Raw genomic sequence first — 16943 nt, 5'->3', positions numbered from 1 at the left:
GGAGACACCCTGAAACGAGAGTGGCCACGCCGGGCGGGGCGCCAGCAAGCCCAAGCCACAAACCCGAGATAGCGCTCCAAGCCAGGCCGCCGGTCCCGCGCGGCGCCCCCTTGAGGGGGAGCGCCGCAGGCGCTCGGGGGTGGGCTTACTTCGGTTCCGCGTTGCGCAGGCGGATGTGCAGCTCGCGCAGTTGCTTCTCGTCGACTGCCGACGGCGCCTGGGTCAGCAGGTCCTGGGCGCGCTGGGTCTTCGGGAAGGCAATCACGTCGCGGATCGATTCGGCGCCGGTCATCATCGTGACGATGCGATCCAGGCCGAAGGCGATGCCGCCGTGCGGAGGCGCGCCGTACTGCAGCGCGTCCAGCAGGTAGCCGAACTTCTCGCGGGCTTCCTCGGCGCCGATCTTCAGCGCGCGGAACACCTTGCTCTGCACTTCCTCGCGGTGGATACGGACCGAGCCGCCGCCGATTTCCCAGCCGTTCAGCACCATGTCGTAGGCCTTGGCGAACGCCTTGCTGGGATCGGATTCCAGGAAGTCCTCGTGGCCGTCCTTGGGGCTGGTGAACGGGTGGTGGGCGGCGGTGTAGCGGCCGTCTTCCTCGTCGTACTCGAACATCGGGAAGTCGACCACCCACAGGGGCATCCAGCCGGCCGTGAACAGGCCGGTCTTCTTGCCGAATTCGCTGTGGCCGATCTTCACGCGCAGCGCGCCAATGGCGTCGTTGACCACCTTCTCGCGGTCGGCGCCGAAGAAGATGATGTCGCCGTCCTGCGCGCCGGTGCGCTTGACCAGTTCGGCCAGGGCGGCGTCATGCAGGTTCTTGACGATGGGCGATTGCAGGCCGTCGCGGCCCTTGGCCACTTCGTTGACCTTGATGTAGGCCAGGCCCTTGGCGCCGTAGATGCCGACAAACTGGGTGTAGGCGTCGATCTCGCTGCGCGACATCTCGGCGCCACCAGGCACGCGCAGTGCCACCACGCGGCTGCCGGGCGCCGTGGCGGCGGCGGCGAACACCTTGAAGTCGACGTCACGCATGACGTCGGTCATGTCGGTGAATTCGAGCTGCACGCGCAGATCGGGCTTGTCCGAACCGTAGCGACGCATCGCTTCGGTCCAGCTCATGATCGGGAACGGCGACGGCAGGTCGACGCCCTGCACCACCTTGAACACGTGGCGGATCATGTTCTCGAAGATCTCGCGGATCTCGAGCTCGTTCAGGAACGAGGTTTCGCAGTCGATCTGGGTGAATTCAGGCTGACGGTCGGCGCGCAGGTCCTCGTCGCGGAAGCACTTGGTGATCTGGTAGTAGCGGTCAAAGCCCGACACCATCAGCATCTGCTTGAACAACTGCGGCGATTGCGGCAGCGCGAAGAAGTGGCCGGCGTTGACGCGCGAGGGCACCAGATAGTCGCGCGCGCCTTCCGGCGTGCTCTTGGCCAGCATCGGGGTTTCGATGTCGATGAAGCCCAGTTGGTCCAGGAACTTGCGGGTCTCGATCGAGACGCGGTAGCGCAGCATCAGGTTGCGCTGCATCTGCGGGCGGCGCAGGTCCAGCACGCGGTGCGTCAGACGGGTGGTTTCGGACAGGTTGTCGTCGTCCAGCTGGAACGGCGGCGTGACCGACGCGTTCAGGATCTCGACTTCCTTGCACAGCACTTCGACTTCGCCCGAGGCCAGCTCGGCGTTGGCGGTGCCCGCCGGACGCTCGCGCACCAGGCCGGTGACGCGGATGCAGAATTCGTTGCGCAGGCGCTCGGCGGTGGCGAAGGCGGCGTTATCCGGATCGAACACGATCTGCGCCAGGCCCGCGCGGTCGCGCAAGTCGATGAAGATGACCCCGCCGTGGTCGCGGCGGCGGTTCACCCAGCCATACAGGGTGACGGTCTGGCCGAGATGGTCGCGGCAAACCTGGCCGGTGTAGCAGGTACGCATCGGGATAACTCCGTTGTGTGCTTGGTAGTAGCGTAAAGGGTTACAGGTCGACACCCGGCGCGCGCTGCGCGTCCGGCGTCGGAGGGAGCGGCGCCGGCCGGGCGCCCGGCGCTGCCGGACCCGGGGCGACGACGCCCATGGAAACGATGTACTTCAGGGCCGCGTCCACGCTCATCTGCAGGTCCACCGTGTCGGCACGGGGCACCATCAGGAAAAAGCCGGACGTGGGATTCGGCGTGGTAGGCACGTACACGCTGATGTGGTCGCCGGATAGCCGTTCGGCCACTTCGCCGCTGGGCGTGCCGGTGACGAACGCGATGGTCCAGCTTCCGGCCCGCGGATACTGCACCAGCACGGCGCGGCGAAACGCCTGGCCGTTCGGCGCCAGCACGGTATCGCTGACCTGCTTGACCGAGTTGTAGATCGAGCGCACCAGGGGAATGCGGCCCAGCAGATTCTCCCACTGATCCACCATGGTACGGCCGATCAGGTTGGCCGCGAAGATGCCCGTCAACAGTACCACCACGATGACCAGGACGAAGCGGAAGCCGGGGATGTCGACACCGAACAACGATTCGGACGACAGGAAGCCAGGCACGAACCCTTCGAGGGTGGCGACCAGCAACCCCAGCACCCACACCGTGATGACCAGGGGAACCCAGATCAGCAGGCCGGTGATGAAGTACTTCTTGATGACGCGCATACGCATCGCGCGGGTGCTCAGGACGTGGCCGTCGGTCCCGCGGCGGGCGCGGGGGCAGCGGCCGGGGCCGGGGCGCTGGCGGCCGGCGCGGCGCTGTCAGCGGAGGTCGACGGCGCGCTGGCGCCCGTGGCCTGCTGGCCGCCGCTGCCATTGCCACGAAAATCGGTGACGTACCAGCCCGATCCCTTGAGCTGGAAGCCGGCGGCGGTCACTTGCTTGGAAAACGTGCTTTGACCGCACTCGGGGCAAACCGAAAGCGGTGCGTCGGAAATTTTCTGCAGAACGTCTTTGGCATGGCCACAGGCGCTGCACTTGTAAGCGTAGATGGGCATCGAGAGCTCCCAGGCGCGGGCCCGGTATCAATGAGCGTCGGCCGGACACGGGGCACAGCCAGGGGCGCGAGGGGTCCTCCAACGGAAGGCCCCGGGGCCGGAACTGGCTCCGAACCGGACAACGGGCGGGCAAGGCCGGAAAAATACGGGAAAGTCTTGAATTTTAGCGGTTTTTCGTGAAAGGCCGGCGGCACCCCCATGGCGCACGCCACGGGGGGCCCGCCAGGGGCAGACGCCCCGTCCCGTCACACGGGCAGCAGGAACATCAAGGCGGCGACCAGGGTCGGCCCCAGGGCCGACAAAAACAGTCGTCCGGAAGAGATGCTGCCGTCCGGGAAATGATTCTTCAGGATGGCGAAACCGGCGGGGTTGGGCGCGTTGGCGATCACCGTCAGCCCCCCGCCCGTCACGGCGCCCGCCACCAGCATGTAGCGCCAGGCCTCGCTGGTGCCCTCCACCAGTGAGCCCAGGTAGGTCAGCGCGGCGTTGTCGGTGATGGCGGTCAGCGCGGTCGCGCCCCAGAACAGCACGAACGGCTCCAGCCCGCCGAGCAGATCCTGCAACCACCACTTCTGCAAGCCGCCCAGCACGACCAGGCCCGCCAGGAAGAACCCCACCATCAGCCCCTCCTTGATCAGCAGGCGGTTCTGGTGGCGCTTGTAGGCCTCAGCGAAGCCGATGAACATCATCAGCAACCCCAGGAAGATCGCCGGATGGTGCGCGGTCAACACCACCGCCACCAGAAACACCAGGTGAATCAGCATCACCACGAACGGCACCGGCGGGCGGTTGTCCTTGCCTTCCGGCGCGTCGACCCCGCCCCCCGTGCCCACTGACCGCTCCAGCAGCGCCTTGCGGCACACGAAGGTCAGCAGGGCCGCATTCAGGCATACCGCAACCGCGGCACGCCAGCCGAAATGCTGCACCATGAAGCTCGAATCCCAGCCAAAGGTCGACGCCACCATCAGCACCGGCGGCGCGGCGTACGAGGTCAACACCCCCCCGATGGAAACGTTGACGAACAGCACGCCCAGCGTCAGGTACTTGAAGCCGGCGCGGCCGCTGGTGCGGAAGTAGGCGTCGCGCAGCAGGATCGCCGCCAGCGTCATGGCTGCCGGCTCGGTGATGAACGAACCGCCCAGCGGCACCAGCGCCATCACCACGAAGAACGTCGCCAGCTCCCGCGGCAGGGGCAGCACGCGCGCGGTGGCGCGCACCAGCAGTCCCACCAGCTCCAGGATCGGCCGGCTGGCCGCCACCACCATGATGGTGAACACGAACAGCGGCTCGGTGAAGTTGCGCGTGTCCATGTAGCCGATGGCCGCGGACGGCCCCGACAGCGCCGCCATCGCCACGATCAGGGCGAACGCCCACACCCCGAACACCGCCTCGACCTCCGCCAGCAGGTGCCAGAAACCGGCGTGGGGCCCGCCGCGATGGGCCAGACGGGCGAACATGGGAACGGAAAAGGTGTGCAGCACCGCCACGGCGAACAGGAGGGTGGCGATGAGTTCTATGGACTGGGGCATCGAAAGCGCTTCCGGAATGAAGACCCGGGCCGCGCGCACGCGACCCGGAATCGGCGGACAAGGGTCGCACTATAGCGTAGCGAGCCCGCCCCGCCCTACAGGGACAACGCTAGGATTCGGCCACTTTTCAGGCAATCGGCGCGGGCGGCTCGCCGCCGAGCTGCGCGTCGCGCATCTCCATCAGCAGACTGTGCAACATCTCGGTCGACAGGCCATGCAGCACCAGCCGGTAGCCGGCGCGCAGCGTCGACATCGGCACCAGCGGATGGCTGTTGTTGACCAGAATCAGGTGCTGCGGCGCCCCCAGCAGCTTGGCCGCGTAGATGCCGATGGTCTCGTCCAGTTGCAGCGAATTGGCCGCGCGCCAGAAGTCATTGTCGGTCAGCATCAGCTGGTAGAGCGGCGTGAACAGTTCGATGGCGCTTTGCAGGTCGAGGAAATTCAGTTTTCCCCGCGGCATGTCCTCGAGCTTGAGATCGGGATCGCGGATCATCGAGAAATCGACGCGCTCGGGCGCGTGCATCTCCACGCCGGCATCGCGCAGCGCCTGGTTCAGGCGGATCACGAAATTGAACAGGTTCAGGTCGTGCTTGACGAACAACTCGTCCTTGAGGTCATCGATCTCCATCGGTTCGAGCGGCGTGGTGCTGATGCGCACCGGCGAATTGGCCGCGATGAACGCCAGGATCTGCGCGCCCAGATGGAAATGCCGCAGGATCAGCCAGTTGGCCTCGGGCGACACGAAGCGTTTCAGGCCCCACGCCAGGATGCGGTGCAGCAGCCGCGAATGCGACCAGCGGCGCGGCAGGAAGGTCTTGATGACCTGGATCAGGATGATGCAGGCGCGCGCCAGCGGCCGCAGGAACGGCAGCAGGTACTGGCGCGAGCCGCAGCTCGAATCGGTCAGCCAGGCCTTCTTGACCTTGTCCGGCAGCGGCGTGCTGCGGTCCAGGTACAGCGCCAGCCACGGGCTCGGATCGGCGGGATCGTGCCCGTTGGCAAGGAATTCGGGTTCCTTGTTCATGCGGCGTCATCCTCCATCACGTGATGAAACTGCATCAGGTACAGCGCGGCGGTGCGGCGCGCGGTGTCGACGATGCGCTGCTCGGCGCGGCCGTCCTCGTCGCAGTCCAGCGCCAGCTCCACGGCGCTCAGCCAGCGCGCCAGGTGGTTCTCGTCGTTGTGACCATGGTATTCCAGGAAGCGGAAGGCATCCGGCGGCAGCTTCAGGCTGGCCTTGAGCAGTGGCAGCAGGGCCGGCACGATGCGCTGGCCGGTGCCCTCGATGATGTAGATGGCGCCCAAGAGGCCGATCGGATCGCGCGTGGCGGCCAAGCTGTGCAGGTAGGCATTGAGCGCCTCGCCACCGGGATTGCGGCGCAGCGCGTCGATGCTGTCGATGGCGCCGCCGGCGGTGCGGTAGTCCTGGAACAGGATCTGGAAGTCGTTCTGCTCCTCGCCGGCGTGCATATCGATCAGCGCGGCCAGCGGCTGGTACTGCTCGGGCAGCGAGGCCGCGCCTTCGCGCATCCACTTGCTGCCCTCGCGCACCTGCGGGATCCAGTTCTCCATCCAGTTCAGGTAGTCGGCGGTCTGGAAGCGGCGGTTGCGCAGGCGCCGCACCACCGGCGTGCGCCAGACGCGCGAGCGGTAGTCGTGCCAGATCGCCGCCAGCTCGGTCAGCAACTGGCCCAGGCCCTGCGGCGCCATGTCCGGATCGTGCGGCGGCGCGATGGCGTCGGCATCGGCGCTATGGGCGTCCTCGCGTCCGGCCGCGGCCGGCGTGGCACCAACCGCCACCGACGGGGCGGCATCATGCGCCGCCTCGGCTTCCAGCAGCATGTAGGCCGCCATGAACCGGCCCGACTCGGGGATGTAGCAGAAGATCTGCTCGCCTGGCTTGATCTCGCGCGTTTCCAGAAACTCGGCCAACATGATCAGGATGGAGGCCGCGCCGGTATTGCCGCGCCAGGCCAGGTTGCTGAACCAGCGCTCACGCGGGATCACCAGGCCGGCCTTTTCCATCAGGTCCTCGACCACCGGAATGAATTTCTCGGACGAGTAATGGCACAGGAAGTGATCCACCTGGTCCGGGTCGAGCCAGCCATCGCGCACCAGCTTGGCGTACTCGTGGATGCCGATGTCGAACAGGTGCGGCAACAGGCGGATGTCCTGGCGCAGCGACAGCGCGCCATCGGCCTCCGCCTCGTTCCACGACGGATAGTCCAGGTGGCCCTTCTGCCGGTCGGCCGAAAGGCCCAGCTGCATGCAGACCGGGTAATCGCCCGAAAACGAACGCTGGTGCACCCACTTCAGGCGCAGCCGCACCCCCTTGGAGGCACCCGGCAGCGGCCGGCCGCCGCGTCCCAGCAGCAGCGCGCCGGCGCCATCGGACAGCATCCAGCGCAGGAAATGCGCATCGAAGTCGGCGTCGTAGCCGCGCGCGGCGAAGCGCGAGCGCTTGAACAGGCGCGACGGCAGCTCGGCCGCCACCGCCAGCGCGCTGGCATGACCGCCCATCTCGACGCCCTGCGCCGCCACCTGGATGGCCGACACGCCCGCCGCGCAGATGCCATGCACCGACAGCGTCTCCATCGGATGCGCGGCCAGTTCGCCCTGGATCATGTTGGCGAAACCCGGCATCAGCGCGTCGCCGCCGGATGAGCCGCTGGTCAGCAGCGACACGTCCGCCAGGTCGCCATCGTTGCGCCGCAGGCAGTCGCGGATGGCGTTGGCGGCCAGTTGCGCGTTGGTGAAGACCGTGGCGCCTTCGGCATCGATGGCGTAGTAGCGCTGCTTGATGCCGTTCTCGGCCAGGATGCGGCTCTTGATGCGGCCGGACATGCGGTTCAACGGCGCGATATAGCTGTCCATGGCCTCGTTGGAGACGGGCTCGCCCGGCATGAAGTAGCCGGCGCTTTCCAGGTAGACACGATTGAACGCGATGGGCATGGCGGGTCTCTAGTGGCAGGTAGATAGGCGGCGCTAGCGCACGTGCTCGGGCGCCATGCACGAGCGGCTGCGAAAGCGCGGCAGGAATGTCCCCAGCACGAACACGCGGAACATGTAGGGCGTCAGGCCGCCCTCGTTCAACGCGGGTGTCACGCGGGCGCGGTAGTGGTCTCGGTGCAGCGCGGTCAATGCCGACCAGTGCGCGCGCGGGTTCTCGTGATGCGCGGTGTGCAGGCCGATGTTGAACAACAGCGGATTGACCAGTCCTTCGAAATTGCGAGCGTAGTTCAGGCCCGCCGCGGCACGCGGGCCGCCGTCGGCGTGCGCGTGCTGCAGGTAGTTGGTGGCCAGCAGCCAGTGCAGGCCGTGCAGTTGCGGAATGATGACGAACACCAGCGCCTTGACCGGATTGATCGCCAGCAGGCCGCCCCACAGCCCCAGCCAGGCGCCGTACTGGCACATGCAATAGCGCCACGCGCCCGGCCAGTGCCGACGCAACCGTCCGAGCCAGGCGAAGAACAGCGGATACAGCACCCACACGGCCTGCACCGGATGGATCAGGTAGCCCCACAGGTGATTGGTGTCGCCGCCGAAGCGATAGGTGCGCGCCACGTCGCGCGCGCCGTGCTTGAAACGGTGATGATTGGCCACGTGCGCCGGATAGAACACGAAGGTGGGGTGCCCCTGCAGCAGCGTGATCCAGAAATCGGTGGCGCGATTGCTCCAGCGGCCATGCCACATGCGCAGGTGCGTGTGGTTGTGGTGGATCACGCCGATGCCCAGCGTCAGGAACAGCATCAGCGCATACAGCGGCCACCAGAAGCCGTGCAACCACTGCCACGCCGCCAGGGCGGGCAGCGCGGCCAGGTAGGCCAGGCTCTGCCAATCGCGCCGGTTGCGCAGCGCGGGCAGCCGGCGCGCCCTGCTACGCCCGTCCGCCAAGCGATTCTCGCTGCCGGAAAGCCTCCAACTGGGGCGCGGCCGCCTCGGCCTTCAGCCGAGTGCGGAACAGGCGGTCCATGAAGGTGAACTGGAAGCCGAAATTGCCGTTGTAGCAGGCGTGGTGCAGGTGATGCCGGCGGCTGGCGGCGAACCAGTGCGAATAGGACACGCTGGGGAAGAAGTCGTAGTTGGCGTGGCCGATACAGTTGAAGAACAGGCTGAACAGCGGCACCGACGCCAGCGACCAGAAGCTGAAGTCATGCACCACCATCGGCAGCATGATCACGTTGCCCAGCATCAGCGCCTCGATCGGGTGGAAGCTGTAGGTCGAGAACGGCGTGGTCACCACCGAGCGGTGGTGCGGCAGGTGGAAACGGCGCAACAGCTTGGTGTGCAACAGCCGGTGGTTGATCCAGAAATGCACGTCGTTCCAGGCCACCAGCGCCAGGATCTCCAGCGTGATCTGCTGCCAGCTGGCGTCCGGATCCAGGTGCGCCCAGCCCAGCTGCAGCAGGCCCCAGGGAAAGATCATGCCGGTGCCGAACAGCAGGATCGACAGCCCCGACTGCATGAACTCGCGCCGCAATTGGCCCGGCGCCAGCGGCCGCGGATCCAGCGGCCGGCCGATGCCCAGCGCCGGCAGGATGCGCTGTGTCAGCAGCCAGGTAGCCGCGCCGAAAAGCAGGTAGATGCCGCCGAAGAACAGCAGGCCCGCCAGCATGACCTGCCAGGCGGACAACGCGACAAAAGCTTGGGCCATGAACGTTTTGTGTCACCCCGGAGAATGGCCGCATCATAAGCAATCCGTCAGCCGCGCGGTGAGACATTTATTACAAAATGAATCCGGGCGCCACAAAGCTGCGGGCCGCGGCCGCAAGTTGCCGCTATTGGCAGGGAAATTGCCGGTTCAGCCCCGCTACCGCCGCGTCCATGCGCCGCGCCAGGGCCGCGCTGGCGGGCGGCATGGGCTCGCGCAATTCGTCGCTGAGCAGCCCCTGGCGCCCCAGCTGCGCCTTGACCGGCCCCGGATTGGGTTCGGCAAAGGTCAACTGGATCACCGGCGCCAGCGCCTGAAACAGCTTGCGCGCCAGATCCAGTTGCTGCGCCCGCACCGCCTGGTACATGGCCACGAACAGATCGGGACGGATGTGCGCGGCCGCCGCGATCATGCCGCTGCCGCCCAGGCACAGCAGCGCCAGCGATTGCAGGTCTTCACCCGCCAGCACGTTCATATTGCCATCGGCGATCAGCGCCAGGGTCTTGTCGAGCGAGCCGCCACAGTCCTTGATGGCCGCGATGTTCGGATGCGCGGCCAGCGACAACAGGGTCGAAGTTTCCAGCGTCGTCCCTGTGCGGTACGGAATGTCGTACAGCACCAGGGGAAAACGCGAAGCATCGGCCAGGTTGCGGAAGTAGGCGGCGGCGCCGTCCTGGCCTGGCCGCACGTAGTAGGGCGCCGGCGCCAGGATGCCGGCCAGCGGCCGGGTGCCGAACGCGGCCAGGCGCTGCAGCACGTGGCCCTGGTGATTGCCGGCCAGCCCCATCACCACCGGCATGGCGCCGGCCTCGTTCAGCACCGCGTCCAGCACCGCCAGTTGCTCGGCGTCATCGAGCGCCGCGGCTTCGCCGGTGCTGCCGCAGACGACCAGCCCGTCGACGCCCGCGGCCGCGACATGGCGCACCAGGCGGCGCAAGGCCCCGCCATCGACGGCGCCGCCGGAAAACGGCGTCACCAGGGGGATCCAGACGCCTTGGAACGGGGATTGTTGAGTTTGCATGAACACTCCTTCGGTGTAAGCGGACCGTGGTTGGGCCGTACAGAAGTGCTCGGGATATCAGGGGGTGCGCGCGAAGGCGCCGTGGCGCCGCCGTGAGGCCGCTGTTCCGTCGCCCATCTGACGGAACAGCATGCTCCGGTCAGATGAGCGGCTGTTTTTTGGATTTCAGGCCGGCGCGAACCGTCGCCACGCCAAGGGCGCGGGACAGGAAAGCGGATTGGATGGCCTGGGAAATCATGAATGGAATAAAGGGTGGCAACCGGCCGCGGGCGGCCGATGCGCAAATCTACCGGGCCGCCGCCACGCTGTCAACGCAGGCTGGCCAGGAAGACCGCGCACAGCGCTTCCATGCCCTGGCGATCGTCTTCGTCGAAACGGCCCGGCACCGGGCTGTCCACATCCCACACGCCGATCAACTGGCCCTGGCGCACCAGCGGCACCACGATCTCGGAGCGCGAAGCTGCGTCGCAGGCGATATGGCCCGGGAACGCATGCACATCCGGCACCACCTGGGTCTGACGCTGGCTGGCGGCCGCGCCGCACACGCCGCGATCGAGCGGAATGCGCACGCAGGCCGGCTTGCCCTGGAACGGCCCGAGCACCAGCTCGCTGCCGTCAAAAAAGTAGAAGCCCACCCAGTTCAGGTCGGGCAGCGCCTGGTAGGCCAGCGCGCTCAGGTTGGCGGCGTTGGCGATGCGGTCGTGCTCGCCGTCGAGCAGGGCGCGGGCCTGCTTGGCCAGTTCGGCATACAGGGCGGCCTTGGAGTCGGCGGCAATCGGGGCGGCTTCGAACATATATCTGAATGTAACTGTACAGGCGATTATCGGTGCAAGTGATTTTAGGGGCGGCCCGCGATAAAGGGGCCGCCTTGCTACGCTGTGGGACAATAGTTTACGCAGTAACGTCTTTACCGCCTCGTTGTCACCCCCCGTCACCCCCCTTCTTGATTAAGAAGCAAGCCATGGACAAGCCTCTCGAACCGACGTTCGCCTTTTCCGAACGCGCCCAGCAACTCACCAGCTCCGCCATCCGCGAGATCCTCAAGGTCACCGAGCGGCCCGAAGTCATTTCGTTCGCGGGCGGCCTGCCGGCCCCGGGCGGCTTCCCGGTGGAAGTGGTGCGTGCGGCATTCGACAAGGTACTGTCCACCAACGGCCGCGCGGCCCTGCAATACGGCCCCACCGAAGGCTACGCGCCGCTGCGCCAATGGGTCGCCGACGACCTGAATCGCGCCGGCGCCCGCATCACCCCCGACCAGACCCTGATCGTGTCCGGTTCGCAGCAGGCCCTGGACCTGCTGGGCAAGGTGCTGATCGACAAGGACAGCAAGGTGCTGGTCGAAGACCCCAGCTACCTCGGCGCGCTGCAATCGTTCAGCCTGTACCAGCCCAAGTTCGTGCCAGTGCCCACCGATGACGGCGGCCTGATCCCCGAGGCCATCACCCCCGAACTGGCCGCCGGCGCCCGCTTCCTGTATGCGCTGCCCAACTTCCAGAACCCCACCGGCCGCACCCTCAGCCTGGAACGCCGCATCGCGCTGGTCAAGCGCGCCGCCGAACTGGGCCTGACCATCATCGAGGACGATCCCTACGGTGAACTGCGCTACGCCGGCGAGCCGCAACCGGGCCTGATCGCGCTGGCCGCCGAGTACGGCGCCAACGTGGTGCGCCTGGGCACGTTCTCCAAGGTGCTGGCCCCCGGCCTGCGCCTGGGCTACATCGCCGCCGCCCGCCCGCTGATCAACAAGCTGGTGCAGGCCAAGCAGGCCACGGACCTGCACACGCCCACGCTGACCCAGATGGCCGTGTACGAAATCGTCAAGGACGGCTTCCTCGAAGAACACCTGCCCAACGTGCGCGAGATCTACCGCGCCCAGGGCAGTTGCATGCTGGAAGCCATCGCCCGCGAATTCCCGGCCACCGTCAGCTGGACCAAGCCCGAAGGCGGCATGTTCATTTGGGTGACGCTGCCCGAGCACATTGACAGCACCAAGCTGCTGGAAAAGGCCATTGCCCAGAACGTCGCCTTCGTGCCGGGCGCGCCGTTCTACTGCGGCGCCGGCCGCGCCAACACGCTGCGCCTGAGCTTTGCCACCGTGCCGGAAGACAAGATCCGCACCGGCATCGCCATCCTGGGCAAGCTGCTCAAGGAATACACGGCCTGAAAACCGGGTTCTGACCATCCCTGACGGCTCCACGGCCGGGCGCATTGCCCGGCCGTTGTTTTATGCTGTCGGCTTTCCTTCCATTTCTTTCGCCGTGACAGTGAGCGCTCCGCAATCCCCTCCCGTCGACCTCAGCGACATCGTTTTCACCGACTGGGTCGAACGTTGGCTGCCCAAATCGTGGCGCCCCTACGCCCGGCTGTGCCGGCTCGATCGTCCCATCGGCACCTGGCTGACGCTGCTGCCCTGTATCGCCGCCCTGATCCAGGCGGCCGGCGGCCTGCCCGATCTGCAACGCCTGGTGGTGTTCTCGCTGGGCGCGCTGCTGATGCGCGGCATCGGCTGTACCGTCAACGACATGTGCGATCGCAATTTCGACAAGCACGTCGAACGCACCCGCTTCCGTCCGCTGACCAGTGGCCAGCTCAGCATGCGTAATGCGGTCTGGTTTTTGATCGGCCAATTATTGGTCTGCGGCTCGCTTTTGTTCTTCCTGAATGGCATGAGCCGCTGGCTCGCCGTGGCCGTTCTGCCGTTCGTTTTCATCTATCCACTGTGCAAGCGCGTCACCTACTGGCCGCAGGTCGTGCTGGGCATCTGCTTCAACTGGGGCATGCTGATGGCCTGGTCGGATACGCAGAATCATGTGCCCCTGGCCGCCCTCGCGATGTGGTTCGGCGCGGTGCTTTGGCAGGTGGGCTACGACAGCATCTACGCCTACGTCGATGTGCGCGATGACCGCAGTCTGGGCCTGCATTCCACGGCTATGCGCTTCGGCGACCAGGGCAAGTTATGGATCGGCGGCTTCTACCTGGCCACCGTGATCCTGTGGGTCTGGGGCGGCTATGCCATCGGCATGTCGTGGGCCTATTACGTCGGCATGGCGGCAATCTCCGCGCACCTCGCATGGCAGTTGAAGGTGTTCGACATCCAGCGTCCGGATCGCAATTTCATGCTGTTCCGCGCCAACCTCTGGCTGGGCGCAATCCTGGTCGCGGCAGCCCTGGCGGGTACCCTGATCGCCTGATCCGGTGCATTGCGGACGCCCCATGCTTGGGGGATGATGGTCGCTCCAACATGCTTCACAGAGACTCCCTATGTCCGCTTTGACCAAAACCCTGCTGGCCGCCGCCGCGGTCGGCGCCCTGCTCGGCAACGTGCCCGCCCACGCCCAGGCCACTCCGGATTGCGAGGCGCAACGCGGCTGCGCCGCCAAGTTCTGCCATCTCGAAAAAGAAATCGCCTACGCGCACGTTCACGACAACGCGCATCGCGTGGCCGGCCTGCAAAGAGCGCTGGCCGATGCCAAGGCCTACTGCACCGAAGACCGCCTGCAATCGGATCGCGAAGCCAAGGTCCGCGACAAGCAAGACAAGGTATCCAAGCGTGAAGACGAGCTCAAGGCCGCCCGCGCCAAGGGCAAACAGGAAAAGATCGACAAAGCCCAGCGCAAGCTGGACGAAGCCCGCGCCGAATACAACGACGCGCTGGCCGACCTGAACCGCTGACCCCCACCCTGCGCGCTCCCAGGGCCCCGGCCCTTGGGGCGCCGCGCCACGCTCGCCCCCTCTGGACTTCCCCCCGGCCTGCCCCTGCGGCTCCAGCCTTGCCGCGCGACCCGCCGCGGCCGCAACCCGGGTCATCACACCGGCCGGAGGAACGCTCCCCCACGCCCGCCCACTACCTATTGCGTCATCAAATGGAAATATCGCCATCTATGGTGCCATTCGGTAAGTTCCCAACCGATTAGCACTCATTTTGGAAAGATGTTTTCAGAGAATAAGGGTTTATCCCAGGGTAATTTAGGCCGAGAATGCATCTCATCGGGACACAGCAAGCGACCCCCGGCAATCAGGCCAGAGGATCGGATCCCAAGCTCAAGACATATGGAGGTCTGCTATGAAAACCCTTGCTACCGCTTTGATGCTGTCCATGTCCGTCCTGGCCGCCGCGGGCGCCCAAGCCGCTGAAGCCAACCAGGGCCCGACGCGCGCCCAGGTTCAGGCCGAACTGCAACAAGCCAAGGTTTCCGGTCAGTACACCTTCGGCGAAGAAGGCTACCCCGCCGCCATCGCCCAGAAGTCGAGCCTGAGCTCGCAACAAGTGCAGGAGCAACTGGCTCAGGCCAAGAACGCGGGTGAAGTCACCTTCGGCAATATGGACTACCCGCCGGTCGCCCACGCAGCCAACACCACGTCGCTGAGCCGCAGCGAAGTTCAAACCGAACTGGCTCAGGCCAAGGCGGAAGGCCTGGTCACCTTCGGCAACATGGACTACCCCCCCATGGGCAGCTGATTGCGCCGGCCTGGGTTCCAGGCCACGGCAATCGCCCCCCAAGCCCTCCGGCCTCACCCGGAGGGCTTTTATTTTTGACGTTTCGACATCGATTTAAGTCATAACGACGTTACTTAAAACCGTTACGACGCTTTGGCATCTACAAATCGACAGCGGCCGCGCATAGGATGGGGCCACCCCATTCCCCTCTTTGCAGGAGCCGCGCCATGTCCCCTTCCTCCAAGCCCGTTCTTCTCCTCGGTGCCGGAAAAATCGGTTTCGCCATTGCCCTGATGCTGGAGCGCAGCGGCGACTACTCGGTCCTGGTTGCCGACCAGGATCCGGCGCGCCTGCGCGCCGTCGCCGAACTGGGCTGCGACACCCGCCAGATTTCGGACGACGCCTCGCTGGCGCGCTGCATCGAGGGTCGCTACGCGGTCGTCAACGCCTTGCCGTTCCATCGCGCCATCGCGGTTGCGCAAATGTGCGCGCAGGCCGGCGTGCATTATTTCGATCTGACCGAGGACGTTGCCAGCACCCACGCCATCCAGGCGCTGGCCGCCAACGCCAGCGCGGTACTGATGCCGCAATGCGGCCTGGCGCCGGGGTTCATCGGCATCGTCGGCAATGCACTGGCGCGACGCTTCGATACCTTGCTCGATCTGCGCATGCGCGTCGGCGCGCTGCCGCGCTATCCGTCCAACAGCCTGCGCTACAACCTGACTTGGAGCACGGAGGGGCTGATCAACGAGTACTGCAATCCCTGCGAGGCCATCGTCGACGGCCAATTGACCAGCGTCCCCGCGCTGGAGGGCTACGAGACTTTCGCGCTGGATGGCGTCGAATACGAGGCCTTCAACACCTCGGGCGGCCTGGGCACGCTGCCCGCGACCCTGCTGGGCCGCGCGCGCAACGTCGATTACAAGTCGGTGCGCTATCCGGGCCACTGCAATCTGATGAAGCTGCTGCTGAACGACCTGCGCCTGCGCGACCGGCGCGACCTGCTCAAGGACATTTTCGAGACCGCCATTCCCACCACCGAGCAGGATGTCATCGTCATCCAGGCCCAGGCCTCGGGCCACCGCCACGGCCGGCTGGAAGAAGAGTCGTATCCCATCCGCGTGTTCGGCACGGAAGTCGATGGCCACCGGCTCAGCGCCATCCAGCTATCCACGGCCGCCGGCATCTGCGCCGCGCTGGATCTGGTGGCGCAGGGCGTGCTGCCGCAGCGGGGTTTCGTGGGCCAGGAACAGATTTCGCTGGAAGCCTTGCTGGGCAACCGCTTCGGCCGCGTCTACGCTGGCAAACCGCTGGCCTTGGCCAACGCCATGACCGAGGACCGCTAAGTCCAGCCTTCCAGGCGCAGCGTCGCCCGCACCAGGCGCTGTTCTTCCTGCTCGATCTCGGCCAGGTTCTGCCGCACGCTGTCGACATGGTCGGCCGCGGCGCGGCGGGCCTGCTCCGGCAGGCGACCGATCACGGCATTGAACAGACGCGCATGCTGTTTGTCGATCTGACGCTTTTCGGGTTCGCGATGGTACAGATTGTTGACACAGGCGAACACCGAACCGAGCATCAGGTCGTTGAGCGACTGCAGCGTATGCACCAGCACCGGGTTGTGCGAGGCCTCGCAGATGGCAAGGTGAAAAGCATGATCCAGATGCGCGTGCGTAGCGGTGTCGGCAGCCCGCGCATTCACCATTTCGTCGTAACGCCGGCGGATCATGATGAAGTCGGCCTCGGTGCCGCGCAAGGCCGCCAGCCGCGCCGAATCGGCCTCGAGCAACGAACGCACTTCCAGCAGATCATAGAGTGTGCGCGGCTGCGAATTGAACAGGTGCATCAACGGGCCGGCGTCCACCTTCGAGATACGCGCCACGAACGAGCCCTTGCCTTGCGAGGTGTGGATGATCTCGCGCGCACGCAACAGCTTCAGGCCTTCGCGCAGCGCGGTGCGCGACACGCCCAGCTTCTCGGTCAAGCGTCGTTCCGACGGCAACGCCTGACCGGCCTTCAGGACGCCGTCCAGGATCAGGCGCTCGATGCGCTCCGCCACTTCGTCCGCCACCTGGCGGGGTTTCGCTTCATTTTCCGCGTGCATGCGTTCTCCGGACCAGTGGTATGACCAAGTGCACGGCGCAAGCCACCCGACTCATACTCCCATCGTAAGTGGCTGATATCAAACCATAAAAAAACGATGTTTGCCGGCATCAGCGTGAACAAACTGGTATGACCAGCAGGTTTTGATATGGACTTTGGAACGGGCGCGAACGATGATGTCAGGACAGATTCGCCCGGCGCGCGCGCCGCCCCGACCTACTATCGTCAGAGACCCG

The 16943-nt window shown here is 65.9% G+C and carries 16 protein-coding genes; 5 read left to right on the top strand and 11 right to left on the bottom strand.

Features of this window, described 5'->3' with window-relative positions:
* Positions 1–145 precede the first annotated feature (145 nt).
* From aspS to ACN6O8_RS23735, 10 genes are all read right to left on the bottom strand, one after another.
* Positions 146–1933 carry an aspartate--tRNA ligase gene (gene aspS / locus ACN6O8_RS23780; RefSeq protein ID WP_427993438.1) on the bottom strand — a complete coding sequence of 596 codons (1788 nt, stop codon included), beginning with the start codon at positions 1931–1933 and terminating at the stop codon, positions 146–148.
* A gap of 40 nt (positions 1934–1973) precedes the next feature.
* Entirely contained in the window at positions 1974–2636 is a 663-nt protein-coding gene (locus tag ACN6O8_RS23775) for a DUF502 domain-containing protein (RefSeq protein WP_427993542.1), read from the bottom strand.
* A 17-nt stretch (positions 2637–2653) separates the two neighbouring features.
* On the bottom strand, positions 2654–2968 hold the full coding sequence (locus ACN6O8_RS23770) for an FmdB family zinc ribbon protein (protein WP_427993437.1): 315 nt from the start codon (positions 2966–2968) through the stop codon (positions 2654–2656).
* 245 nt (positions 2969–3213) lie between these two features.
* Positions 3214–4497, bottom strand: a complete 1284-nt coding sequence (locus ACN6O8_RS23765) for a putative Na+/H+ antiporter (protein WP_427993436.1) — start codon at positions 4495–4497, stop codon at positions 3214–3216.
* A 127-nt stretch (positions 4498–4624) separates the two neighbouring features.
* Positions 4625–5521, bottom strand: a complete 897-nt coding sequence (locus ACN6O8_RS23760; protein ID WP_427993435.1) for a DUF6999 family protein — start codon at positions 5519–5521, stop codon at positions 4625–4627.
* The gene (locus tag ACN6O8_RS23755; RefSeq protein ID WP_427993434.1) at positions 5518–7449 is read right to left on the bottom strand and encodes an iron-containing redox enzyme family protein; all 1932 of its coding nucleotides are present in this window, start codon (positions 7447–7449) and stop codon (positions 5518–5520) included. Before ACN6O8_RS23755 ends, ACN6O8_RS23760 begins: the two co-directional genes overlap by 4 nt.
* A 33-nt stretch (positions 7450–7482) precedes the next feature.
* Positions 7483–8391, bottom strand: coding sequence for a fatty acid desaturase (locus tag ACN6O8_RS23750; RefSeq protein WP_427993433.1), 909 nt, complete (start codon positions 8389–8391; stop codon positions 7483–7485).
* Positions 8375–9151 carry a sterol desaturase family protein gene (locus ACN6O8_RS23745; RefSeq protein WP_427993432.1) on the bottom strand — a complete coding sequence of 259 codons (777 nt, stop codon included), beginning with the start codon at positions 9149–9151 and terminating at the stop codon, positions 8375–8377. Before ACN6O8_RS23745 ends, ACN6O8_RS23750 begins: the two co-directional genes overlap by 17 nt.
* Positions 9152–9275: 124 nt before the next feature.
* Positions 9276–10169 (bottom strand): 4-hydroxy-tetrahydrodipicolinate synthase, encoded by an 894-nt coding sequence (gene dapA, locus ACN6O8_RS23740; protein ID WP_427993431.1) that lies wholly within the window; start codon positions 10167–10169, stop codon positions 9276–9278.
* A 308-nt stretch (positions 10170–10477) separates the two neighbouring features.
* A complete protein-coding gene (locus ACN6O8_RS23735) occupies positions 10478–10963 on the bottom strand; it encodes a GAF domain-containing protein (RefSeq protein ID WP_427993430.1) in 486 nt (161 codons plus the stop codon).
* A 167-nt stretch (positions 10964–11130) separates the two neighbouring features.
* On the opposite strand from ACN6O8_RS23735, the gene ACN6O8_RS23730 reads away from it, so the two are divergent.
* The 5 genes from ACN6O8_RS23730 to ACN6O8_RS23710 all read left to right on the top strand — a co-directional run bounded on the left by ACN6O8_RS23730 (position 11131) and on the right by ACN6O8_RS23710 (position 15953).
* A complete protein-coding gene (locus ACN6O8_RS23730) occupies positions 11131–12333 on the top strand; it encodes a PLP-dependent aminotransferase family protein (RefSeq protein ID WP_427993429.1) in 1203 nt (400 codons plus the stop codon).
* Positions 12334–12433: 100 nt separating this feature from the next.
* A complete protein-coding gene (ubiA, locus tag ACN6O8_RS23725) occupies positions 12434–13360 on the top strand; it encodes a 4-hydroxybenzoate octaprenyltransferase (protein WP_427993428.1) in 927 nt (308 codons plus the stop codon).
* 70 nt (positions 13361–13430) lie between these two features.
* A complete protein-coding gene (locus ACN6O8_RS23720) occupies positions 13431–13841 on the top strand; it encodes a DUF1090 domain-containing protein (protein WP_427993427.1) in 411 nt (136 codons plus the stop codon).
* 391 nt (positions 13842–14232) lie between these two features.
* Positions 14233–14628 carry a DUF4148 domain-containing protein gene (locus ACN6O8_RS23715; protein WP_427993426.1) on the top strand — a complete coding sequence of 132 codons (396 nt, stop codon included), beginning with the start codon at positions 14233–14235 and terminating at the stop codon, positions 14626–14628.
* A gap of 206 nt (positions 14629–14834) precedes the next feature.
* Positions 14835–15953, top strand: a complete 1119-nt coding sequence (locus ACN6O8_RS23710) for a saccharopine dehydrogenase C-terminal domain-containing protein (protein ID WP_427993425.1) — start codon at positions 14835–14837, stop codon at positions 15951–15953.
* Here the strand turns inward: ACN6O8_RS23710 and glcC are convergent.
* Complete coding sequence (gene glcC, locus ACN6O8_RS23705; protein ID WP_427993424.1) at positions 15950–16708, bottom strand: transcriptional regulator GlcC; 759 nt, start codon at positions 16706–16708, stop codon at positions 15950–15952. The two genes, ACN6O8_RS23710 and glcC, sit on opposite strands and share 4 nt — an antisense overlap.
* Positions 16709–16943 lie beyond the last annotated feature (235 nt).

This window comes from Achromobacter sp. (genome assembly GCF_050285565.1).
Lineage (GTDB): Bacteria > Pseudomonadota > Gammaproteobacteria > Burkholderiales > Burkholderiaceae_B > Achromobacter.
The sequence above is the reverse complement of the archived record's forward strand: the minus strand, read 5'-3'. Positions and strand labels throughout refer to the sequence as shown.

Coding starts and splice junctions, on each gene's coding strand:
- dapA (WP_427993431.1), bottom strand. CDS start 10,169: ATGCAAACTCAACAATCCCCGTTCCAAGGCGTCTGGATCCCCCTGGTG.
- ACN6O8_RS23730 (WP_427993429.1), top strand. CDS start 11,131: ATGGACAAGCCTCTCGAACCGACGTTCGCCTTTTCCGAACGCGCCCAG.
- ACN6O8_RS23760 (WP_427993435.1), bottom strand. CDS start 5,521: ATGAACAAGGAACCCGAATTCCTTGCCAACGGGCACGATCCCGCCGAT.
- ACN6O8_RS23715 (WP_427993426.1), top strand. CDS start 14,233: ATGAAAACCCTTGCTACCGCTTTGATGCTGTCCATGTCCGTCCTGGCC.
- ACN6O8_RS23765 (WP_427993436.1), bottom strand. CDS start 4,497: ATGCCCCAGTCCATAGAACTCATCGCCACCCTCCTGTTCGCCGTGGCG.
- aspS (WP_427993438.1), bottom strand. CDS start 1,933: ATGCGTACCTGCTACACCGGCCAGGTTTGCCGCGACCATCTCGGCCAG.
- ACN6O8_RS23735 (WP_427993430.1), bottom strand. CDS start 10,963: ATGTTCGAAGCCGCCCCGATTGCCGCCGACTCCAAGGCCGCCCTGTAT.
- ACN6O8_RS23770 (WP_427993437.1), bottom strand. CDS start 2,968: ATGCCCATCTACGCTTACAAGTGCAGCGCCTGTGGCCATGCCAAAGAC.
- ACN6O8_RS23775 (WP_427993542.1), bottom strand. CDS start 2,636: ATGCGCGTCATCAAGAAGTACTTCATCACCGGCCTGCTGATCTGGGTT.
- glcC (WP_427993424.1), bottom strand. CDS start 16,708: ATGCACGCGGAAAATGAAGCGAAACCCCGCCAGGTGGCGGACGAAGTG.
- ACN6O8_RS23755 (WP_427993434.1), bottom strand. CDS start 7,449: ATGCCCATCGCGTTCAATCGTGTCTACCTGGAAAGCGCCGGCTACTTC.
- ACN6O8_RS23720 (WP_427993427.1), top strand. CDS start 13,431: ATGTCCGCTTTGACCAAAACCCTGCTGGCCGCCGCCGCGGTCGGCGCC.
- ACN6O8_RS23745 (WP_427993432.1), bottom strand. CDS start 9,151: ATGGCCCAAGCTTTTGTCGCGTTGTCCGCCTGGCAGGTCATGCTGGCG.
- ACN6O8_RS23710 (WP_427993425.1), top strand. CDS start 14,835: ATGTCCCCTTCCTCCAAGCCCGTTCTTCTCCTCGGTGCCGGAAAAATC.